Source organism: Kitasatospora sp. NPDC004745, from assembly GCF_042873275.1.
Taxonomy (GTDB): Bacteria; Actinomycetota; Actinomycetes; order Streptomycetales; family Streptomycetaceae; genus Kitasatospora.
Genome location: NZ_JBIALK010000006.1, coordinates 334,145 through 359,824 on the forward strand (window position 1 = coordinate 334,145; position 25,680 = coordinate 359,824).

Sequence of the window (25,680 nt, forward strand, 5' to 3'; positions counted from 1 at the left end):
TGAACCCGGAACCCATGAGGATGTCATGAATTCAGTCGTGAGTGATCCGGCCGCCGCCCGGCGGCCGGTGATCGGGGTCTGCGCCCGGACGGCGCCGGTCACGCTCCAGGGCACCGACATGGTCGTCAGCCTCGCGCTCCAGGCGCACCTGGCCTTCCTGGCCGGGGCGGGCTGCACACCGCTGCTGCTCCCGCTGCTGCCCGGTGTCGAGGAGGTGGTCGACCGGCTCGACGGCCTGCTCGTCCCGGGCGGCCCCGATCTCGATCCGACGCTGTACGGTGAGGCCCCGCACCCGGTGACCCGGGCGGTGACCCCGGACGCCGATCGCGTCGAACTGGCCTTGGTCAGAGCGGCACTTGACGCCGGGTTGCCCGTCCTGGCGATCTGCCGCGGCATGCAACTGCTGAACGTGCTGCACGGGGGCAGCCTGCACCAGCACCTGCCGGAGGTCACCGGTCACGAGGGCCACCGCCCGGCGGATCCGTCCTTTACGCTCGGTCGGCACCGGTTGAAGCTCCAGCCGGGCAGCCGGATCGCCGGCGTCCTCGACGAGGACGAGCCGGAGACGGCCTGCCACCACCACCAGGCCGTCCACCGGCTCGGTGCCGGTCTCACCGCCACCGGCTGGGCGGAGGACGGCACCGTCGAGGTCGTCGAGGTCACCGACCACCCCTTCGCGATCGGTGTGCAATGGGAATCCGGGCACACCGCCGACAAACGACTCCATCAAGCACTCGCACGAGCCGCAGGTCGCCCGAAAAACAACTAGCCGCCGAAATTCGGATACTTGAGAAAAAGGCGGCCCTGAGGGCAAGCTGTTTCCTGATCCCAATCCGAAGGAGAATTGCAGATGTCGCCGCGGATGCCTAACCCGTCACTGGTGGTTCCCGATGTCCTGCCGCCCATGCGCGAGCTGGTCAAGGCCGTCAACAATGTCGGTGTGCCGTTGCAGACCCTCGTGCTCATCCACCTGCGGGTGAGCCAGATCAACGGCCGCGAGGTCCAGATCCCCGTGAAGCAGCGCGAGTTCGAGGAGGCCGGCGAGGAGGACTTCCGCCTCCCCCTGGTGGCGACCTGGCGGGAGCAGACCTGCTTCACCGACGCCGAGCGCTCGGTGCTGGCGCTGGCCGAGGGTGCCACCCGCATCGCCGACCGGGAGAACCCGGTGACGGACGAGGTGTGGAACGAGGCCGCCAAGCACTGGAACGAGGTGCAGCTCGGTGCGGTGGTCCTGCACATCGGCCTGGTCAACCTCTGGAACCGCGTCAACGTCGTGACCAAGCAGGAGCCGGTGGACTGGCGGATCAACCCCAAGAAGTGGACCCCGATGACCTCTCGGCTCGCCACGACCACCAAGTAAGCGCTCCACCCCAAGAGGCCCTGTCCGGTGACTCCGCCACCGAACAGGGCCTCTTGGTGTGCCCGGCCGGTCGCCCGGCCGGGCAGCAGGATCAGCGCGGCAGCGGGGCGCGGCCGACGGCACCGGTGTTGATCGCCGCGAGCAGGCTGCGCGCCTGCACGTTGACGTAGCGGCTGTGCCCGGTGAGCACGTTCAGCTGGCCCGGGGTGACCCACTGGTACCCCGCCGGGGCCCGGGTGGGCGTCGTGGCCTCGTCCGTCTCGACGACCAGGTAGCGGCTCTCGGCGTCGAGGAACCGGCCGCCCTCCTCGGAGTGGACCGCCGAGTAGCGGACGCGGTCCGGGGCGGCGTTCAGGAACAGGTCCAGGAACGGCGGCCGGTGCCCGGCCGGCAGGTGGGCGTAGTTCTCCGGGACGTACTGCACGGTCGGCGCGAGCTCGACGGTGTCGAGGAAGCCGCCCTCGACCCGGGCGTGCACCAGGACGTGCGGGACGCCGCCGAACTCCCGGTAGGCGAACCCGACGACCCCGGTGCCGACCGGTTCGATGATCGGCTGGGTCCAGCCGGCGACCTCGCGGCCGGCGCCCTCGACGGAGACCGCCACCACCCGGAAGAACCGCTCGTCGAGCCGGTGGACGGAGTGCTCGTCGCGCCGCCACCCGGAGATCCCGCGCAGCGGCACCCGGCGGACGTGGACGTCCTGCCGGGACCGCTCACCGGTGAACCAGGCCAGCAGGTCGGCGTCGGAGGACAGCGCGCCAGGCTCGGGGGGCGCCATCGGGGCGCTCGCCAGGACGGTGCGCGCGTCCATGTTGACCACGTTGTCCAGCCGCAGCAGCGACGCGATCTGGCCGAGCGTCAGCCAGCGGAAGTCCTCGGCGACCGGCACGTCCCCGTGCGCCTCGACGATCATGTTGCGGTTGCGCTTGCGGTAGAACCAGGCGCCGTGCTCGGACTGCAGGACGTCGGTGAGCACCCGGCGCCGGTCCGGGTCGAGGAAGTGCTCCAGGTAGCGGACCTCCGCCCCGCCGTGCGCCTTGGTGTAGTTGCTGCGGGTGGCCTGCACGGTGGGGGAGAGCTGCACCAGGTTCGGGTTGCCGGGCTCCATCTTCGCCTGCATCAGGAAGTGCAGGACGCCGTCGAACTCCTTGGCCAGGATGCCGAGGATGCCGATCTCCGGCTGCACGATGATCGGCTGCTGCCACTCGGCCTCCGGGCGGACGACGTGCAGGCCCTCGACGGTGAAGAACTTCCCGCTGCGGTGCCGCAGGTCGCCGGTCTCTGGGGCGAACGACCAGGCGTCGAGCTCGGCGAACGGGATCCGGCGGATCTCCGTGCCGCAGCTGCGCCGGTGGTGGTCCAGCCAGCCGGTGACGTCGGCCGTCGCGATGTGGACGCCCTCGGCCGCGGCGGCGGAGCGGGCCAGCCGGTCGGCGACCGAGGCGCTGGAACGCGGGATCAGCAGGGTGCTCACGACCGACCACCGCTCTCCTTGACCGGCTTCCACCACTGCGGGTTCTCCCGGTACCAGGCGACGGTCTCCGCGAGGCCGCGGTCGAAGGCGGTGAGCGGCCGGTGGCCGAGCTCCTGCTCGATCTTGGTCTGGTCGAGGGCGTACCGCCGGTCGTGGCCCTTGCGGTCGGCGATGTGCCGGACGAGGTCGGGGGACGCCCCGCACAGCTCGACCAGCCGGTGCGCCAGCGTCAGGTTCGGCACGGCCGTGCCGGAGCCGATGTTGTAGGCCTCGCCGGCCCGGCCGCCGGTGAGCACCCGGTGCACCGCGCGGCAGTGGTCGTCCACGTGCAGCCACTCGCGGATCTGGCCGCCGTCCCCGTAGACCGGGATCGGGCGCCCTTCCAGCAGGTTGGTGACGGACAGCGGGATGAACTTCTCGGGGTGCTGGTAGGGGCCGTAGTTGTTGGAGCAGCGGGTGACCGAGACGTTCAGGCGGTGGGTGCGGAAGTAGGCCAGCGCGATCAGGTCGGAGGCGGCCTTGGACGCGGCGTAGGGGGAGTTCGGCAGCAGGGGGGACTCCTCCGTCCAGAACCCCTCGTCGATCGAGCCGTAGACCTCGTCGGTCGAGACGTGCACGACCCGCTCGACACCGAGCGCCAGGCAGGCCTCGAGCACGGCCTGGGTCCCCTCGACGTTGGTGCGGACGAACGCGGCGCCGCTCTCGATCGAACGGTCCACGTGGCTCTCGGCGGCGAAGTGCACCACCGCGTCCTGCCCCTCCAGCACCGAGCGCAGCAGCCCGCGGTCGAGGATGTCCCCGTGCACGAAGGTGAGCCGGGGGTGGGAGGCCGGGAGGTTGTCGCGGTTCCCCGCGTAGGTCAGCGCGTCCAGCACCGTGACGTGCGCGTCCTCGTAACCCGGGTATCCCCCGTCGAGCATGGTCCGTACATAATGCGAGCCGATGAATCCGGCGCCGCCGGTGACGAGGATTTTCATGAGACCACGCCGCAGTCGGAATTCCACGATCGAAGCATGTGCTTGCCCTTTTCGGTGAGGGGGGTGGATGCCGTGCAATTACGCTAAAGAATCGCCTGATTCCGGGCATCTTTCAAATTGCGTTCAGCCGCTGAAAACGCCGCAGGGGGTGGTGGGGGGGGCCACGGCCCCCCCCACCACCCCCCTGACCGGGCGCTACCGGCCGACGTAGGCGGCGAGGTGTTCACCGGTGCGGGTCGAACGGGCGGCGACCAGCTCGGCCGGGGTGCCCTCGAAGACGACCCGGCCGCCCTCGTGGCCGGCGCCGGGGCCGAGGTCGATGATCCAGTCGGCGTGCGCCATCACGGCCTGGTGGTGCTCGACGACGATCACCGACTTCCCGGCGTCCACCAGCCGGTCCAGCAGTCCGAGCAGGTTCTCGACGTCTGCCAGGTGCAGCCCGGCGGTGGGCTCGTCCAGGACGTACACGCCCCCCTTGTCGGCCATGTGCGCGGCCAGTTTCAGCCGCTGCCGCTCGCCGCCCGACAGCGAGGTGAGCGGCCGGCCGATGCCGAGGTAGCCGAGGCCCACGTCGGCGAGGCGCTCCAGGACGCGCCGCGCCGCGGGGATCCGAGCGGGGCCGGCGCCGAAGAACTCCAGCGCCTCGTCGACCGGCATGGCGAGCACCTCGCTGATGTCGCGGCCGCCCAGCAGGTGCTCCAGGACGGCCGGCTCGAAGCGCCGGCCCTCGCAGTCCTCGCAGGTGGTGGCGACGCCGGCCATCACGGCGAGGTCGGTGTAGATCACGCCGGCGCCGTTGCAGGTGCCGCAGGCGCCCTCGGAGTTGGCGCTGAACAGCCCGGGCTTGACGCCGTTGGCCTTGGCGAAGGCGGTGCGGATCGGGTCGAGCAGGCCGGTGTAGGTCGCCGGGTTGCTGCGCCGTGAGCCCTTGATCGGCGACTGGTCGACCGCCACCACGCCCTCCCGGCGCGCGACCGAGCCGTGGATCAGCGAGCTCTTGCCGGAGCCGGCCACGCCGGTGACCACGCACAGCACGCCGAGCGGGACGTCCACGTCGACGTCCCGCAGGTTGTGCCGGGTGGCGCCGCGGATCTCCAGCCGGCCGGTCGGCGTGCGCACCGCCGCCTTGGGGGCGGCCCGGTCGTCGAGGTGGCGGCCGGTGACGGTGCCGCTGGCCCGCAGCCCTTCGAGGGTGCCCTCGAACACCACCTCGCCGCCCTCGGAGCCGGCCCGCGGCCCGAGGTCGACGACGTGGTCGGCGATCGCCATCGCCTCCGGCTTGTGCTCCACGACCAGCACCGTGTTGCCCTTGTCCCGCAGCCGCAGCAGCAGGCCGTTCATCCGCTGCACGTCGTGCGGGTGCAGGCCGGTGGTCGGTTCGTCGAAGACGTAGGTGGTGTCGGTGAGCGAGGAGCCGAGGTGGCGGATCATCTTGACGCGCTGGCCCTCGCCGCCGGACAGGGTGCCCGCGGGCCGGTCGAGCGAGAGGTAGCCGAGCCCGACCTCCACGAAGGAGTCCAGGGTGTGCAGCAGCTTGGCCAGCAGCGGTGCCACCGACGGTTCGTCCAGCCCGCGGACCCAGGCGGCGAGGTCGCTGATCTGCATCGCGCAGGCCTCGGCGATGCCGGTGCCGCCGATCCGGGCGGAGCGGGCCTCCTCGTTGAGCCGGGAGCCGTCGCACCCGGGGCAGGTGGCGAAGGTGACGGCCCGGTCGACGAAGGCCCGGACGTGCGGCTGCAGCGCCTCGCGGTCCTTGGAGAGCATCGACTTCCGGATCTTCGGGATCAGGCCCTCATAGGTCAGGTTGACCCCGTCGACCTTCACCTTGGTCGGCTCGCCGTGCAGGAAGTCCCGCATCTCCCGGGCCGTGAAGTCGCGGATCGGCTTGTGCGGGTCGAGGATGCCCGACTCGGCGTAGACCCGGGTGGTCCAGAAGCTGTCGCGCGTCCAGCCGGGGATGGTGAACGCGCCGTCGGCGATCGACCTGGAGTCGTCGTAGAGCTGGGTGAGGTCGATGTCGGAGACGGTGCCGCGGCCCTCGCAGCGCGCGCACATGCCGCCGTGGTAGACGGCCTTGCGCACCACGACCCGCTCGCCCCGCCCCTTGTCGACGTTCATCGCCCCGCTCGCGGTGCGCCGCGGGACGTTGAAGGCGAAGGCGCTGGGCGGGCCGACGTGCGGCCGGCCGATCCGGCTGAACAGGATCCGCAGCATCGGGTTGACGTCGGTGGCGGTGCCGACGGTGGAGCGCGGGTCGCCGCCCAGCCGCTGCTGGTCGACGGTGATCACGGTGGTCAGCCCGTCCAGGACGTCGACCTCGGGGCGGGCCGGCGTCGGCATGAAGCCCTGGACGAAGGCGCTGTAGGTCTCGTTGATCAGCCGCTGGGACTCGGCGGCGATGGTGCCGAACACCAGGGAGCTCTTGCCCGAGCCGGACACGCCGGTGAACACCGTCAGCCGGCGCTTGGGGAGCTCGACGCTGACGTCCTTGAGGTTGTTCACCCGGGCCCCGTGCACCCGGATCAGGTCGTGGCGGTCCGCGGGGTGCGGCCCGGTCTCGGTGGAGGCCTGGTCCGCCCCGGTGTCCTTGCCCATGGTCTCTCCATCTCGCGGGATGGGGACCGTGCGCGCCCGGCCCCGTCCGGCGAGCCTGCGGCGCCGCCCTCGATTCCCCCTCAAGGAACGCTCGAGGGGCGCTCGAGGGGGATTCGAGGCGTTGCCCCGGGTCAGCGGTCCTGCAGCAGCCCGAGCACGTTGCCGTCGGCGTCGGTGACGGTGGCCACCAGCCGGCCGCCGCCCACGTCGGCCGTGGCGTTCTGCACGGTGGCGCCCGCGGCGGTCACCTCGGCCAGCTTCGCCTGGATGTCCGGGACGTGCCAGTAGGCGACCGGCCCGGTCATGCCCTGCGTCCCCGCCCCGGGCACCAGACCGATGTGCTGACCCGCGATGTCGAAGCCGACGTAGAAGTCCTCGTCGGTCTGCGGCTCGACGCCGAGCAGGGCGGTGTAGAGCTTCTTGGCCGTTGCCAGGTCCTTGACGGGATGCAGAACGGTCTTGATTCCCTGGGTGGCGGTGTCAGCCATGGTCACTCCTGGGGTTGAGATCATGTCAATTGATGCTAGGGAGCATTCCAGACGCGGCGCTTCTCCATTTGTGCTCACTCCAGTGCCGGTCCAGCCGCCGTCGACCGGAAATAAAGACGTCCTTGTCAGGCTGCGAGCGCGTTGCATCCAGAAGGGGAATCACGTGAAAAAGCTCGCATTGGTCACGACGGTGATCGCGGCCAGTCTGGTGGGGTCGACCGTCGCCCCGGCCGCGGCGGACGCTCCCGCGCCGGCCGCCGGCAGCGTCTCCTGGACGCTGTGTCCGGACAACGACCCCGTTCTCGGCGCCCTGCTCAAGGGCCTGGAGTGCGGCTCGGTGCAGGTGCCGCTCGACTACGACAAGCCCAACGGCCAGAAGATCAGCCTCGCGCTGACCCGGGCCAAGCACACCGCCCCCGACGCCCAGTACCAAGGCGTCGTGATCCTCAACCGCGGTCAGTGGCCCGGCGGCATCGGCCGTGACCTGCCGACCCGTTACGCCAAGGGGACCACCGGGCTGGCCAAGGACGTGGGCGCCGCCTACGACTGGATCGGCTTCGACCCGCGCGGTGTCGGGGCCAGCGAGCCGTCGGTCGTCTGCGACCCCGACTACGTGGACCCCGGCCACGCCAAGCCGGACCCGGTGCCGAGCTCGCCCGCCGCCGAGCAGGCGCTGGTGGAGCAGGCCAAGGCCTACGCCAAGAGCTGCGGGGACAAGTACGGCGACGTCCTGAAGCACCTCAGCACCAAGGACGCCGCGCGCGACCTGGACCGGATGCGGATCGCGCTCGGCCAGGACAAGATCACGTACTTCGGCACCGACTGGGGCACCTACCTCGGCTCGATCTACGCCTCGATGTACCCGAACCGGGTCCGCCGGATGCTGCTCGACAGCGTGGTGAGCCCCGGCGGCGCCTGGTACGACGACAACGTCGACAAGAACGAGACCTCGGAGGAGAACGCGAAGATCTTCTTCACCTGGGTCGCCAAGTACGACTCGGTCTACCACCTCGGCACCACCGAGCAGGCCGTCGAGGCGAACTACTACAAGGGCCAGGACGCGCTGCGCGCCACGCCGCTCGACGGCAAGATCGGCCCGGCCGAGTGGACGGACGTCTTCGAGCCGGTGCTCTACCGCAGTTGGACCTGGATATCCCGGGCGAAGGTGCTCTCCGACTGGGTCGTCAAGGGGGACGGGACCTCGCTGAAGGCCACCTTCACCGTCCCGGGCTTCCCGCACCAGAACCGGCAGGCGATGAACAACGCCTCCCAGTGCACCGACGCCTCCTCGCCGCGGGACTGGGACACCTGGCACGACGACTACGCCGGCCAGTACGCCGACGGGAACCGCTTCATCACCTGGACCAACGCCTGGTACAACGCCCCGTGCGCCTTCTGGCCGGTGAAGGCCCAGCCCACGCCGCGGATCGGCAACCGCCAGGTGGACGTGCTGCTGGTGCAGCCCCAGTACGACACCGCGCACGGCGTCTACGGCGCCTACGAGACCCACTGGCTGTTCCCGAACTCCCGCCTGATCGTGGAGAAGGACGGCCACAACGTCGGCGCCGCGCTCTCCGCCAACGGCAACACCTGCCTCAACGCCTACGCCAGCGACTACCTGCGCGACGGCACCCGCCCCGCGGCCGGCGCCTTCGTCGACGCCACCTGCGCGGCGGCGCCGGACCCGGTCCCGACCGCCTCCTGATCCGGATCCCGGCCGGGCTCCCGGTCCGGCTCCGGCACCCGTCCGCCGGGCGGCCCCGCATGGGACAGACATGCGGGGCCGCCTGCACGGGGAGCTGGTGACCGATGATCAGCCCGGCTTCGGCGGACGGGTGTTCAGCGTGCGGGCGGAGGGGTGTTCAGCGTGCGCCGGCGGGGGCGGCGCCGGCCCGGTGGGCGAGCACCAGCACCTCCAGGGTGCGGGTCAACTCGTTGGGCGACGGCATGGAGAGCACCTCCTGGCGCAGCCGCTGCGCGTTCGCCCGGAGGCCCTCGTCCTCCAGCAGGCGGACGATCGCCTCCCTGACCCCGGGGCCGTCCACCTCGGCGGGCTTCATGGAGAGCCCCGCGCCGGACCGTTCGAGGCACTGGAGCTTCAGCGGGAGGTCGAACGCCCGGCTGATCAGCAGCTGGGGGACGCCGTAGCGCAACGCGCAGCCGAAGGACCACGTCCCGCCGTGGTGCACCATGGCCGCGCAGCCCGGCAGGACCTCGGAGAGCGGGACGGACTCCACCAGACGGGTGTTGGCGGGCACCTCGGTGAGCTTGCGCTGGGACTCCTCGGGCAGCGTCAGGACCAGCTCCATCTCCAGGTCGCCCACCGAGTCCAGGATCTCCTGGATCTTCTCGACCGGCAGCAGGTGCTGCACCGGGCCGTCGTTGACGGAGTCCCCGAAGGTCATCAGCACCCGTGGCGCCCGCGGCGGTTCGGCCAGCCAGCGCGGCATGACGGTCGGCCCGTTGTAGGGGACGAACTGCATCGGCAGCGTGGTCGGGCGCGGGTCGGGGCGGAACGCCTCCGGCAGCGGGTCGATGGTGAACTGCCCGTTCACCAGGTCCTCGGAGAACTCGAAGCCGTACTTCCCGGCCCAGCCGCCGAGCCACTCGCGCAGCCCGTCGACGCGTTCCTCCGGCGGCTGCTGGGCCATCGCGTGCAGGTAGTCCTCGCGCATCCGGGTGTAGACGTCGACCGAGTACAGCACCCGGGCGTGCGCCGCCCCGACGGCCGCGGCGGCCACCGCACCGGCGAAGGCCTTCGCGCCCCAGAGGACGAGGTCGGGCCGCCACTCGCGGGCGAAGGAGACCAGGTCGTCCATCATCGAGTCGTTGGAGCGCCGGGCCTGCGGCAGCACCAGGTCGTCGAAGACCTTGGTGACGGCCTCCCAGCCGAGCCGCTCCCGGCCGGGGTCGGCGTCGAACAGCGGGCCGAGGTCGTTGCCGGCCGGGCCGCCCTTCGCAGGACCTCCCTTCGCGGGACCCCCCTGTGCGGGACTCCCCTGTGCGGGACCCCCTCGGCCCGGGCCGCCGCCGGCCGGGCTGCCCCCGGCCGGACCGCCCGCCGCCGGCGCGGGACCCGCCCTGCGCTGGTCCCGCCGCTTCCGCTCCTCCGGGGTCTCGCCGGGCCCGACGCCCAGACCCATCAACCCGGCCCCGGTGACGGCGTCGAGGAGGTCGGGCCAGCCGGCCACCCGGACCTCGTGCCCGGCCGTCTGCAGCGACCACGCCAGCGGCACCAGGTTGAAGAGGTGGGTCTTCCAGGGGAACGGCACGATGAGAACGCGCATGGCGGACGTCCTTAGCTTCAGGGGCGGAAGAATTCGCGGGCGAACGCCTCGCTCACCGCCGCTTCCATCATCCTGACGCGTCCGCTACAGATCTTCTCCAGACTTGCCTGGTGCTCCCGGTCGCCGCGGTCACCACGACGGTGACGGCGGCGACCACGAGGGTCGCCGGCAGCGGGCCCGTCAGGTCGCAGAGCGCGCCCACGAGCAGGATCGACACCGCCACGCCCGACGGCAGCAGCGTGGCCCGCAGCGTGACCACCGAGGACAGCTCCTCGGCCGAGGCGGTGGCCAGCAGCCGGTTGTTGTAGTGCACGAAGGCGATCTCGAAGAACACCAGGAAGAGCGCGTACAGCACGAGGGTCGGCACCGTCCGGCCGATCAGCACCGCCGCCAGCAGCGGCGGCAGCGGGAGCAGCGCCCAGGCGGCGGAGGGCACCCGGTCGAGGTGGCGCTGGACCGGCAGGGCGGCGAGCGAGCCGGCGAAGACGGCGACCGCCGAGACCGCGACGAACACCCCCACCAGACGGGTCCCGCCGTGCAGCAGGTCGAGCGGGACGACGGTCACGGCCACGGTGTGGAATCCCTGCCAGAACGCCACCAGCAGGAACCGCCCGAGCAGCCGGCGCAGCGCGGGGTCGTCCACCCGCAGCCGGGTGCCGCCCGCGGTGCCCGCGGCGGCCCGGCCGCCGTCGGATGCCACCGCGGTGGCCGGGGGCAGCGCCCAGGCGAGCAGCGCGGAGAGCGCCAGCGTCGCCACGTTCAGCGCGACCAGCCCGCGCAGGGACAGGACCGAGGCGGCCGGCCCGGCGAGTGCGGCGCCGACGCTGACCCCGGTCAGCTTGCCGATCTCGGCGACGGTGTTGGCCCGGTCCAGCCGCTCCGGCGGCACGGCGCCGCGCAGCACGACCGCGGTGGCCGAGCGGGTGATCGCCTCGAAGTACCCGCGGACGACCACGAGCACGGTGGCGGTCACCAGCAGCGCGCGGCCCGGCGCCAGCAGGGCGGCCGCGGTCAGGGCCAGGCTCGCCGCCTCGGCCAGCCGGACCAGCCGCTCGGGGGCGGGGCGGGCGAGCAGCCGGTTGAGCGGGGCGGCCAGCAGCAGGGCGGGCAGCCAGGGCGCGCTGAGCAGGGCTCCGGCGAGCAGCCCGGAGCCGGTGTCGGAACCGACCCGGGTGGAGAGGCTCACGAGCAGCAGGAAACTCCCGCAGGTATTGACGAACAGTAATGCGGGAGTGGAATTCGGCGAGCGCAGCGCCGTGGGAAACAACGTCATCTCTTCCTCCTTGCGTCCCCCTTCAGGGGTGGAGGATGGCAGAGCTGAACGGATATCGGCGATGGCCGATCCTGTCTATCGTTGAACACATGACAGCAGCTATTGGGGAAAACCCGTGCATCGTGCTGGTGGACGCCTACGCCGGGGTCCGCTCGCTCGTCCTGGAATTCCGTGAGCAGGGATGTTCGGTCGTCCGTGTGCAGAGCACGCGGGATGTTCCGGCCGCGTACCGCGGTTCGCCGCACGTCCCCGGGGACTTCATCGCGGACATCGTGCACGACGGCGATCCGGCGGCGACCGCCGCGGCCGTCGCGGCGTACTCGCCGGTCGCCGTGCTCTCCGGCGGCGAGGTCGGGGTGGAACTGGCGGACGAGCTCGCCGAGCGGCTCGGCCTGCCCGGGAACGGGACCGCGCTCAGCGCGGCGAGGCGGGACAAGCACCTCATGGTCGAGGCGGTGCGCGCCGCCGGCCTGCGGGCGGCCCGGCAGCTGTGGGCCACCGACGCGGACGAGCTGGCCGCCTGGCACGCGGAGCTCGGCGGGCGGGTCGTGGTCAAGCCGCCGCGCGGCGCGGCCAGCCAGGGCGTCCACTTCTGCGACACCCCGGAGGAGTCGGTCGCCGCCTTCCGCTCCCTCGTCGGCGCCGACGACGTCTTCTCCCGGCCCAACCGCGGGGCGGTGGCGCAGGAGTACCTGGCCGGCACCGAGTACATGGTGAACACGGTGAGCCGGGACGGCCGCCACCACGTCTGCGACGTCTGGCGGACCAGCCGGGTCAGCGCCAACGGCGTCGTCGACCTCTGCGACGCGCTGTCGCTGATCGACTCCGACAGCCCGGTCGTCGAGCCGCTCACCGCGTACGGGTTCCGGGTGCTGGACGCCCTCGGCATCGCGCACGGCCCGGCGCACCTGGAGATCCGGATGACCCCCGACGGGCCGTGCCTGGTCGAGGTCGGGGCCCGGATGGCCGGCGGCGGCATCCCGGCGACCGCCGGGCTGGCGATCGGCGAGTCCCAGCCGGAGTGGACCGTGGACGCCTACCTGCGGCCCGAGCGCTTCCACGCCCGGGCGGGCCGCCCGTACCGGGTGCGGAGGTACTGCGCGATCTTCGGCATGGTCTCGCCGGTGGAGGGACTGCTGGAGGAGTACCGGGGGATCGAGCGGATCGAGGCGCTGGAGGGCTTCCACGCCCTGGCGACCCTGGTGGAACCGGGCCAGCCGATCCGGCGGACGGTCGACGACCTGACGTACCCGGTGATCGTGACGCTGCTGCACGACCTCGACGAGGTCGTGCAGCGCGACCTCAACACCATCCGGCACCTCGACGGGGCCGCGTTCTACGGGCTCGAGCGCGGCTGAGGCGGCGTTCGAGCGCGGACCGGCCGCAGTCGAACCTCAGCGGTGGACGGCGGCCGGCTCCAGGCTCGACCAGGACGGCAGCGGCACCCGGTAGACGAAGCTGACCGCGGTGCGCGGCTCCGCCGCCGTCGTGTTGGGCGCCGAGCGGTGCAGCACCAGACCGTCGAACACGACGGCCGAACCGGGTTCCAGCGGCACCGGGACCGGTTCGGTCGTGCGCGGCAGGTGCTCGTCCGCCACGTGCGGCTCGACCGCCCGGGCCAGCGGCGCCTCGCCGGGCAGGCGCTCGCGGTCCCCGGAGTGCGGGAGCAGCCCGAGCAGGTGGGAGCCGGGGTGGAACTCCAGGCAGCCGTTGCGCTCGGTGGCCGGGTCCAGCGCGATCCAGACCGTCACGATGCCGTGCTCGCCGGTGCCGAAGCCGGGCGGCGCGAAGGCCATGTCCTGGTGCCAGGGCTTCGCCGAGCCCACCACGGGCGGCTTGGCCCACAGGAAGGCGTTGACCAGCGTGCCCGGTCCGCCGACGGCGCGCCCGACCACGTCGTCCGCCAGGCCGAGCGAGCGCTGCACGGCGTCGAACTCGGGGACGTGCTCGTGGATCCGGTCGGCCGACCGGAGCACTCCGGGCAGGGCCCCGGAGCCCTGCTGCCAGGCCGCCCAGCCGCCGATGCCGGGCGCCTCCAGCACGAAGTCCCCGGTGGAGACGGTGCGGTCGCGGACGAGGTCGGCCAGCCGGCCGGCCGCGCCGCGGAGCCGGTCGAGCACCTCGCCGGCGGCCAGCCCGGGGAGCCGGGCGAACCCGTTCTCCCGCAGGTCAGGGGAATGGGGATCAACCATTTCTCTCTCTCCCTCGCTGATGTCGGATCCTCGCGGACCCACCCACAGGAATACCGGACCGTTCATGTTCAAGTGATGCCGGAATGCGGCCGTTGCCGCGTTCCGGCGGCCCTGCCTAAGCTTTCGGGCCATGAGGTCGTCCGGCCTCGTGAAAACTGGTTCAGGAAGGAGTGGAACATGTCCGACGGTACTTTCATGGACAGCCGCGACGCCCAGCAGGAGACCAGCAAGTGGTAATCCGCTGACCAGCGAATGCGCCGCCCGTATGGAATTCGATTCCGTACGGGCGGCACGTCGTCCGAGAGAGGTTGAGATGGTAGGAAATCGCGTAACACAGGTCATCGACGTCCCCGCCGACTTGCTGGTGATCGACGACTCCGCCGACGACCGCTACTGGGCCTCGGTCGAGCGCGTCCTCGGCCTGGCCGAGGAGAAGGGCCGGGCCGCCGACGGGGTGCCGCTGCTGGCGAGCCTCGTGGTCTCCCACCCGGAGTGGCCGGTGCGGGCCGGCGCGGTGCGGCTGCTCGCCGAGCACCACCTCGGCGACTCCGCCGCGGACACCGCCGTGGCCGCCGCGACCCACGACACCGTCGACTGGGTCGCGTTCACCGCGCTCAAGGTCATCACCGAGCACCGGATCGCCACCGCCGTCCCCGACCTCATCCGCATCTCGGGCTGGCCCAGCAACTTCACCCGGCCCGACTGGGCGCGCAAGCCCGTCGGCTGCGGCGCCGCGCTCACCAAGCGCGCCCTGATCAGCATCTTCGGCACCCGCGACCCCGCCGAACTGCGCCGCCTGGAGGACGAGTACTTCACCGACATGCGGGCCCGGCTGGACGCCGTGCGCAAGCGCCCCCGGCGCAACCCCGACGTCGTCCTGGTGCCCGGCGGCCCGGCGATCATCGGCGCCGACGAGAAGCCCGACGCCTTCCGGATGGCGCAGGACGACAGCACCCTGCGCGCCGTGGACGTGCCCGCGTTCCTCGTCGACCGCACCACCGTGACCAACGCGCGCTACCGCGAGTTCCTGGAGGAGGTCGGCGACTCCGGCGAGTTCGACCACCCCGACCAGCCGCTGGAGCGCTCGCACCGCCCCGTGCACTGGCACGACCCGCGCTTCAACGCGCCCGACTTCCCGGTCGTCGGCGTCGACTGGTACGACGCGTACGCCTTCGCCCGGTGGGCCGGCGGCACGCTGCCCAGCGAGGTGCAGTGGGAGAAGGCCGCCCGCGGCGTGGACGGCCGCCGCTACCCGTGGGGCCAGCAGTGGGACCCGGAGCGGGTGAACTACGTCGAGCGGTCCTTCGGCGAGCAGGTGGCCGACCTCGACTCGCTGGAGGCCCTGCTGATCACCATCGAGCAGGGCGCGAACCCCGAGCACCCGGTGCTGCCCGCGGACGCCCTCCCGCAGGGCGCCAGCCCGTACGGGGTGCTCCAGATGTCCGGCAACGTCTGGGAGCTGACCCGGACGAACTTCTACACCGGCGAGGACATGGACCCCTTCTTCAAGGGCCGCCACCCGCTGGACTTCATGAACCGCAAGGAGGCGTTCCACGTCCTGCGCGGCGGCACCTGGACCTCGCCCCCGGCCTGCCTGACCACCTTCTACCGGGGCAAGGACCTGATCACCGACCGGCACAACGAGGTCGGCTTCCGCTGCGTGTACGAGGCGGCGGACTGATGCGGCTCACCTCCCTCGGGCACGCCGCCGTCCTGGTCGAGACGGGGACGGAGCGGATCCTCTTCGACCCGTGGCTCACCCAGCGCCTGGACCGCTTCTGGGAGCACCACCCGCCGCTGGGCGACGACCTGGTCCGGGAGGTGCTGGACGAGGGCGTCGACTACGTCGTCCTCAGCCACCACCACTTCGACCACCACCACTTCCCCTCCCTGCGGCGCCTGGTCGACGGCGCCGACGTGGACTTCGACGACAGCCCGCGCCGGAGCACCGGGGTCACCTGCCTGTACCCGGCCGGCCCGGTGCCGCCGCAGCTCACCGCCTCCGGGCTCGGCCACCAGGCGATGGCCTGGACGCTGCGCCGGCTCGGCTTCGAGCGCCTGCACCCGGTGACGCCGGGCGACACCGTGACCCTCGGCGGCGCCGTCCTGCGGACCTTCCCCTCGGCGGTGTCCTTCCCCGAGATGAGCGTGCTGGTGGAGACCGCCGACGCGTCCGTCATGCTCTGCGGGGACGCCCTCCTGCACGAGGCGACCGTGGCCGCCTTCCGCCGCGAGGACGCCCCCCGGCTCGACGCGGTGCTGGTGCCCGCGCACAGCGTCTCGCCGCCCGGCGTGCTCACCGAGCGCCGCCCGCTGACCGACCCGGACGCCGTCCGCGCCCGCGCCGTCGCCAACTTCGACCGCTACGTCGCGTCGATCCCGGCCGCCGTCACGGTGCCCTCCTCGTTCGGCTGGCGGGTCAGCGGCGAGGACGGGCACGACTACGACTGGTGCAACCGGGCGATGTTCCCGTTCACGCCCGTCCAGGCCCTGCGCCGCCTCGCCGACCTGGGCCGCGACGGCCTGCTGTGGGGCCCGGGCCAGGTGCTGGAGGTGGCGGACGGCAAGACCGCCCTGGTCGACGGGCCGGTCGGGCCCGACGGGTACGACTTCGAGCAGGTCTACGCCGCGGTGACGCTCGACCCCGGAGTGCGGGTGCCGCCGTTCGACGCCGCCGCGGACCGGGTCGGCCGGCAGACCCGCAACTGCGAGGACCTGCTGCGCGAACTGCTGGACCGCCTGGTGGCGACCGACTACTGGTACCGGGCGATGGACGGCGGCGCCGGACGGCACGTCGTCTCGCTGTACGAGAACCCCGGCGGCGAGAGCTCCTTCCTGCTCGACCCGGTGGCCGGCCGGGTGACCAGGCTCGGCGCCGGGCCGGCCCGCAGCCACCTGACCGGGGCGGAGGGCTGGACCGAGATCGCGGCCAGCACGCTGGAGGCCCTGCTCTCCGGCGAGCTGCTGTTCGGCAGCTCCTTCGCGCTGTGGGCCAGCGACGGCGTCCTGCTCTCCGCGGTCTTCCACCACCCGTCGTTCTACACGCGGCACGTGGACCGCGCGCTGAGGGAGGCGAGCGGCACGTGAACGCCCCGGTCGTCCTCGACCTCGACAGCGGCAGCCTGCGCGGCAACCCGCTGGGCGACCCGCACCGGCGCCGGGTCGAGGTGCACCTGCCGCCCGGGTACGACGGGATCCGCCGCTTCCCGGTGGTGTACTGGCTGCCGGGCTTCGGCGCGTACCCGGGCCTCGGCGGCCGGGCGCTGTCCTTCGGCGCCTCCGTCGCCGACCGCCTGCGCGAGGCCATGGCGGACGGCCGGGTGCCGGCCGCGCTGCTCGTCGTCCCCGACTGCACGACCGCGTACGGCGGTTCGCAGTACCTCGACTCCGCGGCCTCCGGCCGGTACGCCGGGTTCCTCGCCGAGGTCGTGGCGGAGGTGGACCGGCGGTTCGCGACCCTGGCGGAGCCGGCCCGGCGGGCCGTCGGCGGGAAGTCCAGCGGCGGCTACGGCGCGCTGGTCGCCGGGATGACCTCCGAGCTGTTCGGCTCGGTGGTCGCCTGCTCGCCCGACGCCGGCTTCGAGCACTGCTACCTGCCGCTGGTGCCCGGCACGCTCGACACCGTCCGGGCGGCCGGCGGGGTCGACGCGCTGCTGGCCCGCCGCGCGAGCGGCCCGCACGACGTCCCGTTCATGGTCGCGATGAGCATCATCGCGATGGGCATGTGCTACGCCGACGACCCGGCGACGACCCCGGCGGACGCGCTGCCCTGCGACCCCGGCACCGGCCTGTTCCGGGACGCGGTCTGGCGGCGCTGGCTGGAGCACGACCCGGTGCGGATGCTGCCCGCCCACGCCGACCGGCTGTCCCGCCTCGGCCTGCTCCACCTGAGCGTGGGGCAGCGCGACGAGTACGGCATGCACTGGGGGGTCCGCGCGCTGCACGCCGCCCTGGAGGCGCACGGCGTCCCGCACGACTACCGGGAGCACGAGGGCGGGCACCACGGCATCGAGCACGTCTTCACCGACGCGCTGGCCGGGCTGTGGCGGGTGTGGCCGGAACCGGAGCGTGACGCATGTGCGGCATAGCGGGCTTCATCAGCCTGGACGGGCGGCGCGACCCGGGGTGGCTGGACGCCCTGGGCCGCACGATGACCGCGGCCATGGCGCACCGAGGCGAGGGGGCCGGCGCCCCGTACGTCTCCTCGTGCGGCACCGTCATGCTGTGCGCGACCCGGCTGGCGGTGCGCGACCGCAGCGACGCGGGGGCCCAGCCGATGACCGACCCCGGCGGCCGGGTCGTGCTGGTGCACAACGGCGAGGTCTACGGCTCCCGGGAGCCCGGGGCGCCGCTGTGGCCCCGCCGCACCACCTGCGACACCGAGTTCGCGCTCCAGCAGGTCTGCCGCGAGTCCGACCCGGCGGCCGCGCTGCGCCCGCTGTCCGGCATGTTCGCCCTCGCCTGGCACGACACCGCGACCGGCCGCGTGGTGCTGGCCCGCGACCACTTCGGGGTGAAGCCGCTGTTCTACGCCTTCACCCACGGCGGACTGCTGTTCGCCTCCGAGCAGGGCGTGCTGCTGCGCACCGGCCTGGTCACCCCCGAGGTGGACCCGGAGGAGTACGTGCTGCGCTCCTGGATCCGGATGGACGCGGCGGACGACCACACCTGGCTGCGAGGCGTGCGGTCCCTGCAGCCCGCCGAGTACCTGGTGGTGGACCGGCCGGACACCCGGACGCACCGCTACTGGATGCCCACCCCGGTGGACGGCCTGGTCTCCCCGGAGGAGATCCGGGACGCCTTCGACCGGGCGGTCGCCGAGCGCGCCGTCTCCGACGTCCCGCGGGCGGCGGTGATCAGCGGCGGTGTCGACAGCACGGCCGTCGTCTCGGCCCTGACCAGGGCGGGCGTGCCCGTCGACGGGTACGTGCTGCGCTACCAGGACGGCATCGGCGGCTCGGGCGACGACGTGGCGTACGCCGCCGAGGTCGCCGCCGGCCTCGGCGTCCCGCTGACCGTCTGCGACCTGGGCCGCGAGGCCGCCGCCGACCTGGTGCCGGTGCTGCCCACCCGGCTGATGCGGCCGCTGCTGCACGGCGCCGAACTGGCCATGCACCACCTCTACGGGACCGTCGCCGCCGACCGGAACGTGGTCGTCTACTCGGGCCACGGCGCCGACGAGCTCTGGGGCTACCAGGCCGGCCGCTACTTCCCCGTCGTCGACCCGTACGCACCCACCCACATCCACGGGCGCCACTACCTGACCCACCGGCTGCACGCCGACGAACGGCCGGTCTGGGCCCGGCTGGTCGGCTGGATGGCGCAGGAGCTGGGCGTCGACATGTCCGCGGTCACCGACCAGGTGTGGGCCCGCACCATGGACGAGTACCGGGCGCTGAAGACGGCGTCCCCGCTCAAGCGCGGCCGGCACCACCTGCTGCGGCGCTTCCTGGTCTACGTCAACGACATGGTGGACGCCACCTCGTCGACCTTCACCCTGGAGGACCGGCCGGTCTTCCAGGACGTCGCCCTCGCCGAACTGGCCTTCCGCTGCCCCGAGCACCTGAAGGACACCGGCGAGCCCGGCAGCAGCCACAAGGGGCTGCTGAAGGAGGCGCTCGCCGACCTGATGCCCGAGTCGGTGCGGCACCGCCGCAAGCAGGGGTTCCCGACCCCCACCGACCCCGGCTACCTGCGCCGGCTGACCGAGCTCGCCGACGGCTTCGGCGCGCCCTTCGGCCTGCCGCCGCTTCCGGCCGGGCTCCGCGCCGAACTGGGCGTCGGCGAATGGATGTTCCTGGCCTCAACCTCCGCCTGGCTGGACCACCTTGCGGAGTTCAGAACCCACCCGAGGAGTCACGGTGAGCAGTTCCGTCCCGCAGTGGCGCTGGCAGATCCTGGACAGCCCCGCCGACCTTGACCCGGTGCCCCCGGTGATCGCGGAGGAACTGGCCCAGGACTGGTGCAACTTCGTGGTCTGGCGGCCGACCGTGCTGCCCGCGGGCTGCACCGCCGGCGCCGGGACCCTCCGCCGCGAGGCCCCGCCCGGGCGGGTCGACGCCGAGGGCCGCAGCCCGTGGAGCGACGCCAACCCGGCCGGCTACCGCACCGAGGTCGCCGGCGGCGGGCGCCGGCTGCGGCTCAAGCAGTTCCGGTACGACTGGGCCTTCCCGGCCGCGGACCACCCCTGCCTGTGGGGCAGCGAGAACCGGGCGTCCGGGATCGGCGGGGGCCGGGTGGCGTGGCTCGGGACGGACTACCTGCGCAACCGTGCGGGCAGCGCCCGCCTGGCCGGGACGACCGTCGAACTCTCCGTGCTGGAGGGCGAGTTCACCGACGAGGAGCTGGTCGCCCTGTTCGCCGGGCTGCGGCCGGCGGTGCCGGAGGCGGTGCCGCGGGTACTGGCCACGCCGTTCTCCGAGCTGAGCTACTGGGCGCGGCACCGGGCCGACATGGTGTCGGTGCCCACCGGTGTCTTCCTGTTCCACCGCCGGGGGCGGGAGCACGAGGGCGAGTGGGTCCCCGCCGGGGAGGTCGACGCCTTCCTCACCGGGCAGGGGGTGCCGCTGTCGGTCGCCGGGTACCGCGCCGACAGCGCCGCGACCTTCGGCGACGGCGCCGCCGTCCGCGAGCTGGAGGTCGTCTACACCGGCGCGGACGGCGGCGAGCTGCGCCTCACCGCGCAGCGCGGCGGCGGCGGGCGCCTGGAGTTCCCGCCGGTCCGGGACAAGCACCCCGCCACCGAGGAGCTGCACGACCTCGACGGCCGGCCCCTCCACCTCGGCTACGTCAGCGCGGAGTTCGGCGCCTGCGACGCCTGGTGGGAGCACCCGGACGGCTACCGGCTGCGGCTGCTCGGCAGCGCCGGGGCCGGTCTGGGGCCCGCGGACTTCCGCGGCCTGGTCGCCGCGCTCGACGCCGGGCTGCGGCTCGCCGGCCGCGCCGGGGTCCTCGGATGACCGCCGGGGGGCGGACGCTCCTCGACCCCGCCACCGGCGGGCCGGTCACCCGTCTGCCGGACACCGACGCCCCCGGCGTCGCCGAGGCGGTGCGCCGGGCCGGGGCGGCGCTGCACGGCGACTGGGCGGACACCTCCCCGGCCCGCCGCGGCGACCTCCTGCGGGAGCTCGGCGGCCTGCTGCGCGCGGAGCGCACCGAACTCGCGGCACTGGAGCGGCGCACCACCGGCAAGCCCACCGGGCGCGCCCTCGGCGAGGTGGACTTCGCCGCCCGGGTGGTCGACTGGTTCGCCGCGGCGGCCCGGTACCCGGTGGGGGAGACCCACCCGGCCGGCCCGGGCGTGCGCAGCTACACCGACCGGGTGCCGGTCGGGGTGTGCGCGGCGATCGCCCCGAACAACTACCCGCTGCTGCTGGCCGTCTGGAAGGTCGCCGCGGCGCTCGCCTACGGCAACACCGTCGTGGTCAAGCCGGCGCCGGAGACCCCGCTCTCCGTCCGCCACCTGGTCGGGCGGGCCGCCGGGCTCTTCCCGGAGGGCGTGCTCGGCGCCGTGTACGGCGGCGCCGACACCGGACGGCAGCTCTGCGACCACCCGGCCGTCGGCATGGTGTCGTTCACCGGCTCGACGGCGGCGGGGCGCGAGGTCGCGCGGCGCTGCGCGGACGGGCTCAAGCCCGTCACGCTGGAACTGGGCGGCAAGAGCCCCGTCGTGGTGTTCCGCGACGCCGACCTCGACGCGGCCGCCCGGGCCGTCGTCACCGGGTTCACCGGCAACACCGGCCAGATGTGCGTGGCCGGGACGCGGCTGGTCGTCGACCGGGCCGTGCACGCGGAGTTCGTCGAGCGGGTGGCCGGGCTGGCCGCCGCCCTCCGGGTCGGCCGGCCGGAGGACCCGGACACCGACCTCGGCCCGCTGATCAGCGCGGCCGCCGCCGCCCGCGCCGCCGAGGTGGTGGAGGAGGCGGCGCTGCGGGGCGCCAAGGTGATCCTGCCGCCCGGGCGCTCCGGGGTGCGGCGCGACCTCGACGGCGGGTTCTTCGTCGACCCGGTCGTCCTGGACGGCACGCCGTCCGGGTGCCGGGCCTGGCGGGAGGAGCTCTTCGCGCCGGTGCTGTCCGTCGTCCCGTTCGGCGGGGAGGACGAGGCGCTGGCGCTCGCCCACGACACCGGGTACGGCCTGTCGGCCTCGGTCTGGAGCTCGGACGCGGACCGGGTCGAGCGCTTCGGCCGCGGCCTGCGGGCCGGCATGGTCTGGGTCAACACCTGGGGCGACACCGAGGAGTCGGTCAGCGTCGGGGGGCTCGGGAGCTCCGGCTACGGGCGCGAGTTGGGCGTCCACGCGGTGGAGGGCTACACCAGGCCCCGCGCCGTCTGGGTGGCCCACCGGCCGGGGCGGTAGGCCGCGGTGGCGCCGCCCGGGGCCGGGCTCGACTTCCGCAGCGACACCCGGACCGTGCCGGACGCGCGGATGCGCGCGGCGATGGCCGGCGCGGCCGTCGGCGACGACGTCTACGGCGACGACCCGACGGTCACCCGGCTGGAGCGGACGGTGGCCGAACTGCTCGGCACCGAGGACGCCCTGCTCACCCCCACCGGCACGATGGCGAACCTGCTCGCCCCGGTCGCGGCGTTCGGCCCGCCCGGCGCCCCCGGTCCGCGGCTGATCGTCGGAGCCGGCGCCCACATGGCCTTCCTGGAGTCCGACGGGCTGCGCCGGTTCGGCGGCGCGGAGCCGCTGACGGTGCCCCAGCTGGACGACGGCCGACCCGAACCCGGGGCGCTGGCCGCGCTGCTGGCCGCCGGGGCGGGCCGGCCGACGGTGGTCTGCCTGGAGAACACCAGCATGATGCGCTGCGGCAACGCCCTCGACGCGGGGGCGACCCGCGCGGTGGCCGCGCTCGCCCACCGCTACGGCGCGCACCTGCACCTCGACGGCGCCCGGTTGGCGAACGCGGCGGTGGCGCTCGGCGTCCGGCCGGCGGAGCTGGCGGAGCCCGCGGACAGCGTCGCCTTCTCGGTCTCCAAGGGGCTCGGCGCGCCGGTCGGCGGACTGCTGTGCGGGACGGGCGAGTTCATCGCGCGGGCCCGTGAACTGAGGACCTGGCTGGGCGGCTCCCTGCACCAGGCGGGCGTCCTCGCGGCCCCCGCCCTGGTCGCGCTCGGCCGCCTCCCCGACCTGGCCGCCGACCACCGGACGGCCGCCGCGCTCGCCGCCGGGCTCACCGCGGTGCCGGGCGTCGAGCTGATCCGCCCGCCCCGGCCGACCAACATGGTCATGGCGCGGGTGCCGGGGCTGGCCGCGGGCGAGTGCGCCGCACGCCTCGCCGGCCACGGGGTCCGCGTCCTGCCGCTGCCGAACGGCCATGTGCGCTTCGCGGTGCACCGCGCGCACGACATCATCGGAGTGCGCGCCGCCGTCCGGGCGTTCGCGGCCGTGGCGGCCACCGCGCAACCGGCGACCGACGGAGAACTCCCCGGCCGGGGAGCCTCCCTGACATCGATGGAGGAAGCATGACGGACGTGCCACCGCGTGGACTGGAGGAGCGGCTGCGGGACACCCGGGCCCGCCTGGAGGAGGACGTCGACCTCTGGGTCGCGTCCTCGGGCTCCCCGGACGGCCCGGGCGGCGTCCACCTGATCCCGCTGTCCTACCTCTGGGACGGCAGCGCGATCCTCGTCTCGACGCCGCGCGACTCGGTCACCGGCCGCAACCTGCTGGCGGACGGCCGGGTGCGGCTGGGCCTCGGCCCGACCCGCGACGTGGTGATCGTCGACGGCGTCGCGGAGCCGGTGGACCTCACCGAGCTGGGCCGGGAGACCGGGGACGCGTTCGCCGCCAAGACCGGGTTCGACCCGCGCGAACTCAAGGAGCCCTACCAGTACTTCCGGATCCGGCCGCGGCGCATCCAGGCCTGGCGGGAGGCCAACGAGCTGGCGGGCCGCGGAATGATGCGCGACGGCGTCTGGGCCGGCTGACCCGCGCCCGGGCGCCCCGCGCCCCGGTCGGCCGGTCACCGCGGTGACCGCCCGGCCGGGGCGCGCTGCACCGGGGCCCGGGGCCCGGGGCCCGGGGCCGAGCGGCGGAGGTGCGGTGCCGCGGTGGGACGGAGGCGCTGCGGCGCCGGGGTGCGCCCACCCGGAGTCGACCCGTTCTTGACCGGAGCTGAAGAGCGCCTTGCCAGGCTGCGGGGCAAGGCATCCGTCATTTCTGGAAGGTCGAATATGGGAGCAATCGAGGTTCCGGTCCTGATCATCGGCGGCGGCGGATGCGGTCTGTCCGCCTCCGTCTTCCTGTCCGACCAGGGCGTTGAGCATCTGCTGGTGGAACGGCATCCGGAGACGTCGAGGATTCCGAAGGCCCACTACCTCAACCAGCGCACGATGGAGATCTACCGCCAGCACGGCGTCGCCGACGACGTGCTCGCCGAGGCCGCTCCGCTGGAGTACTTCGGCAAGGTGCGCTGGCAGACCACCCTCGCGGGCGACGGCCCGCTGGACCGCCGGCTGATCCACGAGATGGACGCCTTCGGCGGCGGCGAGCTGGAGGAGTCCTACGCGGCGATCGGCCCGGTGCTGCCGGCCAAGCTCCCGCAGATGTGGCTGGAGCCGATCCTGCGCCGCCACGCGGAGGAGCGCAACCCCGGCCGGGTCCTCTTCAACCACGAGGTGACCACCTTCTCCGACGAGGGCGACCACGTGCTCGCCGAGGTGCGCAACGTGGAGACCGGCGAGGTCACCACGGTCAAGGCGCAGTACCTGATCGGCGCCGACGGCGGCCGCTTCGTCGGCCCGGCGGTCGGCATCCGGATGGAGGGCCCGCCCGGGCTGGTCAACACCACGACCGCCTACTTCTCCGCCGACCTGTCCGAGTGGTGGGAGGAGGGCACCCTCATCACCCACTTCCTCAGCCCGGAGGACCCGGACCTCTCCAGCAACCTGATCGAGATGGGCCCGAGCTGGGGCAAGGCCTGCGAGCAGTGGGGCCTGCACTTCGCCCCCGGCCCGCCCGGACGCTGGGACGCCGAGACGGTCGTCCCCCGGATCCGCGAGCTGCTGCGCATCCCGGACCTGGAGATCACCGTCCACAAGGTGACGGACTGGATCGTGGACGCGATCCTCGCCGACCGCTACCGGGTCGGCCGGGTGCTGATCGCCGGCGACGCCGCGCACAAGCAGCCGCCCGCGGTCGGACTGGGCCTCAACACCGGCATCCAGGACGCGCACAACCTGGCCTGGAAGCTGGCCGCGGTGCTGGGCGGGCGGGCGCCCGAGAGCCTGATCGACACCTACGAGGCCGAGCGCCGGCCGATCGGCCGGCAGAACGTCGACTGGGCGGTCTCCGCGGCCGTGCACCACCAGGCCGTGATCGACGCGGTCGGCGCCGGCCACAACATCCCGGCGGGGCGCCGCAAGCAGCGCCTGGAGTCGTACTTCGACCCGTCCTGGCTCGGGGACACCGTGCGGGCCCGCGCCCTGGAGATCTTCCACACCCACCGCGGCGGCTGCCAGTCCCTCGACATGGAGGTCGGCTTCGCGTACGAGGCCGGCGCGGTGCTGCCGGACGGGACCGAGCCGCCGGTCCGCGTCCCGATGCGCAACGAGCACACGCCGACCTCCCGCCCCGGGCACCGGCTGCCGCACGCCTGGATCACCAAGGACGGCAAGCGGCTGTCGACGCTGGACCTGACCGGCCGCACCGGCTTCACGCTGATCACCGGGCCGGAGGGCTCCCCGTGGGCGGAGGCGGCCGCGCGGATCGCGGAGCGGCTCGACGTCCAGCTCGTCACGGCGGTCGTCGGCGCGGGCGCCGAGTTCGCGGACGTGGACGGCGGGTGGGAGGCCGTCCGGCAGATCACCGACGCCGGCGCGCTGCTGGTCCGCCCCGACCAGCACGTCGCCTGGCGCAGCCCGGCCGGGGCCGAGGACCCGGAGCAGGTGCTGACCGGGGTCTTCGCCGCCGTCCTGGGGCGCTGACCTGCGAGCACCGACGAGAAGTGGGGGGGGCCGGGGCCCGGGGGCCCCCCGCACACACACTGCCCGGGTGGGGGGGCCCGCCCGCCCCCACCGCGCGGGG

20 protein-coding genes are annotated in these 25,680 nt (G+C 73.5%); 13 read left to right on the forward strand and 7 right to left on the reverse strand.

Annotated features, from left to right (window positions below; all coding sequences use genetic code 11):
- Window positions 1–25: 25 nt before the first annotated feature.
- Window positions 26–769 (forward strand): gamma-glutamyl-gamma-aminobutyrate hydrolase family protein, encoded by a 744-nt coding sequence (locus ACFYUY_RS14555; RefSeq protein ID WP_360217072.1) that lies wholly within the window; start codon window positions 26–28, stop codon window positions 767–769.
- Between the two features lie 111 nt (window positions 770–880).
- Window positions 881–1,360, forward strand: coding sequence for a carboxymuconolactone decarboxylase family protein (locus ACFYUY_RS14560; protein ID WP_360217069.1), 480 nt, complete (start codon window positions 881–883; stop codon window positions 1,358–1,360).
- A gap of 91 nt (window positions 1,361–1,451) precedes the next feature.
- Here ACFYUY_RS14560 and ACFYUY_RS14565 read toward each other — a convergent pair whose 3' ends face one another.
- From ACFYUY_RS14565 to ACFYUY_RS14580, 4 genes are all read right to left on the reverse strand, one after another.
- The gene (locus tag ACFYUY_RS14565) at window positions 1,452–2,834 is read right to left on the reverse strand and encodes an NDP-hexose 2,3-dehydratase family protein (protein ID WP_387900719.1); all 1,383 of its coding nucleotides are present in this window, start codon (window positions 2,832–2,834) and stop codon (window positions 1,452–1,454) included.
- Window positions 2,831–3,811, reverse strand: a complete 981-nt coding sequence (rfbB, locus tag ACFYUY_RS14570; protein WP_360217063.1) for a dTDP-glucose 4,6-dehydratase — start codon at window positions 3,809–3,811, stop codon at window positions 2,831–2,833. The genes ACFYUY_RS14565 and rfbB overlap by 4 nt, the downstream gene beginning before the upstream one ends.
- A gap of 195 nt (window positions 3,812–4,006) precedes the next feature.
- Window positions 4,007–6,406, reverse strand: coding sequence for an excinuclease ABC subunit UvrA (locus tag ACFYUY_RS14575; protein WP_360217427.1), 2,400 nt, complete (start codon window positions 6,404–6,406; stop codon window positions 4,007–4,009).
- 131 nt (window positions 6,407–6,537) lie between these two features.
- Window positions 6,538–6,894, reverse strand: a complete 357-nt coding sequence (locus tag ACFYUY_RS14580) for a VOC family protein (protein ID WP_360217424.1) — start codon at window positions 6,892–6,894, stop codon at window positions 6,538–6,540.
- A 163-nt stretch (window positions 6,895–7,057) separates the two neighbouring features.
- On the opposite strand from ACFYUY_RS14580, the gene ACFYUY_RS14585 reads away from it, so the two are divergent.
- Entirely contained in the window at window positions 7,058–8,599 is a 1,542-nt protein-coding gene (locus ACFYUY_RS14585) for an alpha/beta fold hydrolase (protein WP_360217421.1), read from the forward strand.
- Window positions 8,600–8,756: 157 nt separating this feature from the next.
- Here ACFYUY_RS14585 and ACFYUY_RS14590 read toward each other — a convergent pair whose 3' ends face one another.
- On the reverse strand, window positions 8,757–10,181 hold the full coding sequence (locus tag ACFYUY_RS14590) for a nucleotide disphospho-sugar-binding domain-containing protein (protein WP_387900722.1): 1,425 nt from the start codon (window positions 10,179–10,181) through the stop codon (window positions 8,757–8,759).
- A 67-nt stretch (window positions 10,182–10,248) separates the two neighbouring features.
- Window positions 10,249–11,454: an MFS transporter gene (locus ACFYUY_RS14595; protein WP_387900724.1), complete on the reverse strand. Its 1,206-nt coding sequence runs from the start codon at window positions 11,452–11,454 to the stop codon at window positions 10,249–10,251.
- A gap of 89 nt (window positions 11,455–11,543) precedes the next feature.
- Between ACFYUY_RS14595 and ACFYUY_RS14600 the strand changes: the two genes are divergently transcribed.
- The gene (locus tag ACFYUY_RS14600; RefSeq protein WP_360217412.1) at window positions 11,544–12,812 is read left to right on the forward strand and encodes an ATP-grasp domain-containing protein; all 1,269 of its coding nucleotides are present in this window, start codon (window positions 11,544–11,546) and stop codon (window positions 12,810–12,812) included.
- 36 nt (window positions 12,813–12,848) lie between these two features.
- Here the strand turns inward: ACFYUY_RS14600 and ACFYUY_RS14605 are convergent, their stop codons facing one another.
- Window positions 12,849–13,646, reverse strand: coding sequence for a phytanoyl-CoA dioxygenase family protein (locus tag ACFYUY_RS14605; protein WP_360217409.1), 798 nt, complete (start codon window positions 13,644–13,646; stop codon window positions 12,849–12,851).
- Between the two features lie 313 nt (window positions 13,647–13,959).
- Here ACFYUY_RS14605 and ACFYUY_RS14610 point away from each other — a divergent pair, with 313 nt between their 5' ends.
- From ACFYUY_RS14610 to ACFYUY_RS14650, 9 genes are all read left to right on the forward strand, one after another.
- On the forward strand, window positions 13,960–15,327 hold the full coding sequence (locus ACFYUY_RS14610) for an SUMF1/EgtB/PvdO family nonheme iron enzyme (protein WP_360217406.1): 1,368 nt from the start codon (window positions 13,960–13,962) through the stop codon (window positions 15,325–15,327).
- Window positions 15,327–16,733, forward strand: coding sequence for an MBL fold metallo-hydrolase (locus ACFYUY_RS14615; RefSeq protein ID WP_387900727.1), 1,407 nt, complete (start codon window positions 15,327–15,329; stop codon window positions 16,731–16,733). The genes ACFYUY_RS14610 and ACFYUY_RS14615 overlap by 1 nt, the downstream gene beginning before the upstream one ends.
- Window positions 16,730–17,734 carry an alpha/beta hydrolase-fold protein gene (locus ACFYUY_RS14620; RefSeq protein WP_360217400.1) on the forward strand — a complete coding sequence of 335 codons (1,005 nt, stop codon included), beginning with the start codon at window positions 16,730–16,732 and terminating at the stop codon, window positions 17,732–17,734. The genes ACFYUY_RS14615 and ACFYUY_RS14620 overlap by 4 nt, the downstream gene beginning before the upstream one ends.
- Window positions 17,722–19,566, forward strand: a complete 1,845-nt coding sequence (locus tag ACFYUY_RS14625; RefSeq protein WP_387900729.1) for an asparagine synthetase B family protein — start codon at window positions 17,722–17,724, stop codon at window positions 19,564–19,566. The genes ACFYUY_RS14620 and ACFYUY_RS14625 overlap by 13 nt, the downstream gene beginning before the upstream one ends.
- On the forward strand, window positions 19,508–20,605 hold the full coding sequence (locus tag ACFYUY_RS14630; RefSeq protein ID WP_387900731.1) for a hypothetical protein: 1,098 nt from the start codon (window positions 19,508–19,510) through the stop codon (window positions 20,603–20,605). The genes ACFYUY_RS14625 and ACFYUY_RS14630 overlap by 59 nt, the downstream gene beginning before the upstream one ends.
- Window positions 20,602–22,005: an aldehyde dehydrogenase family protein gene (locus ACFYUY_RS14635; RefSeq protein ID WP_387900732.1), complete on the forward strand. Its 1,404-nt coding sequence runs from the start codon at window positions 20,602–20,604 to the stop codon at window positions 22,003–22,005. Before ACFYUY_RS14630 ends, ACFYUY_RS14635 begins: the two co-directional genes overlap by 4 nt.
- Before the next feature lie 6 nt (window positions 22,006–22,011).
- Window positions 22,012–23,121, forward strand: a complete 1,110-nt coding sequence (locus ACFYUY_RS14640; protein ID WP_387900734.1) for a threonine aldolase family protein — start codon at window positions 22,012–22,014, stop codon at window positions 23,119–23,121.
- Window positions 23,118–23,582 carry a pyridoxamine 5'-phosphate oxidase family protein gene (locus ACFYUY_RS14645; protein WP_360217385.1) on the forward strand — a complete coding sequence of 155 codons (465 nt, stop codon included), beginning with the start codon at window positions 23,118–23,120 and terminating at the stop codon, window positions 23,580–23,582. The genes ACFYUY_RS14640 and ACFYUY_RS14645 overlap by 4 nt, the downstream gene beginning before the upstream one ends.
- A gap of 246 nt (window positions 23,583–23,828) precedes the next feature.
- Window positions 23,829–25,580, forward strand: coding sequence for an FAD-dependent monooxygenase (locus ACFYUY_RS14650; RefSeq protein ID WP_360217382.1), 1,752 nt, complete (start codon window positions 23,829–23,831; stop codon window positions 25,578–25,580).
- Window positions 25,581–25,680: the final 100 nt, after the last annotated feature.

Bases quoted from the DNA above. Each gene is read 5' to 3' on its own strand.
- ACFYUY_RS14615 (WP_387900727.1), top strand. From the start codon at position 15,327: ATGCGGCTCACCTCCCTCGGGCACGCCGCCGTCCTGGTCGAGACGGGG.
- ACFYUY_RS14600 (WP_360217412.1), top strand. From the start codon at position 11,544: ATGACAGCAGCTATTGGGGAAAACCCGTGCATCGTGCTGGTGGACGCC.
- ACFYUY_RS14625 (WP_387900729.1), top strand. From the start codon at position 17,722: ATGTGCGGCATAGCGGGCTTCATCAGCCTGGACGGGCGGCGCGACCCG.
- ACFYUY_RS14635 (WP_387900732.1), top strand. From the start codon at position 20,602: ATGACCGCCGGGGGGCGGACGCTCCTCGACCCCGCCACCGGCGGGCCG.
- ACFYUY_RS14605 (WP_360217409.1), bottom strand. From the start codon at position 13,646: ATGGTTGATCCCCATTCCCCTGACCTGCGGGAGAACGGGTTCGCCCGG.
- ACFYUY_RS14590 (WP_387900722.1), bottom strand. From the start codon at position 10,181: ATGCGCGTTCTCATCGTGCCGTTCCCCTGGAAGACCCACCTCTTCAAC.
- ACFYUY_RS14575 (WP_360217427.1), bottom strand. From the start codon at position 6,406: ATGGGCAAGGACACCGGGGCGGACCAGGCCTCCACCGAGACCGGGCCG.
- ACFYUY_RS14555 (WP_360217072.1), top strand. From the start codon at position 26: ATGAATTCAGTCGTGAGTGATCCGGCCGCCGCCCGGCGGCCGGTGATC.
- ACFYUY_RS14580 (WP_360217424.1), bottom strand. From the start codon at position 6,894: ATGGCTGACACCGCCACCCAGGGAATCAAGACCGTTCTGCATCCCGTC.
- ACFYUY_RS14650 (WP_360217382.1), top strand. From the start codon at position 23,829: ATGGGAGCAATCGAGGTTCCGGTCCTGATCATCGGCGGCGGCGGATGC.
- ACFYUY_RS14610 (WP_360217406.1), top strand. From the start codon at position 13,960: ATGGTAGGAAATCGCGTAACACAGGTCATCGACGTCCCCGCCGACTTG.
- rfbB (WP_360217063.1), bottom strand. From the start codon at position 3,811: ATGAAAATCCTCGTCACCGGCGGCGCCGGATTCATCGGCTCGCATTAT.
- ACFYUY_RS14645 (WP_360217385.1), top strand. From the start codon at position 23,118: ATGACGGACGTGCCACCGCGTGGACTGGAGGAGCGGCTGCGGGACACC.
- ACFYUY_RS14595 (WP_387900724.1), bottom strand. From the start codon at position 11,454: ATGACGTTGTTTCCCACGGCGCTGCGCTCGCCGAATTCCACTCCCGCA.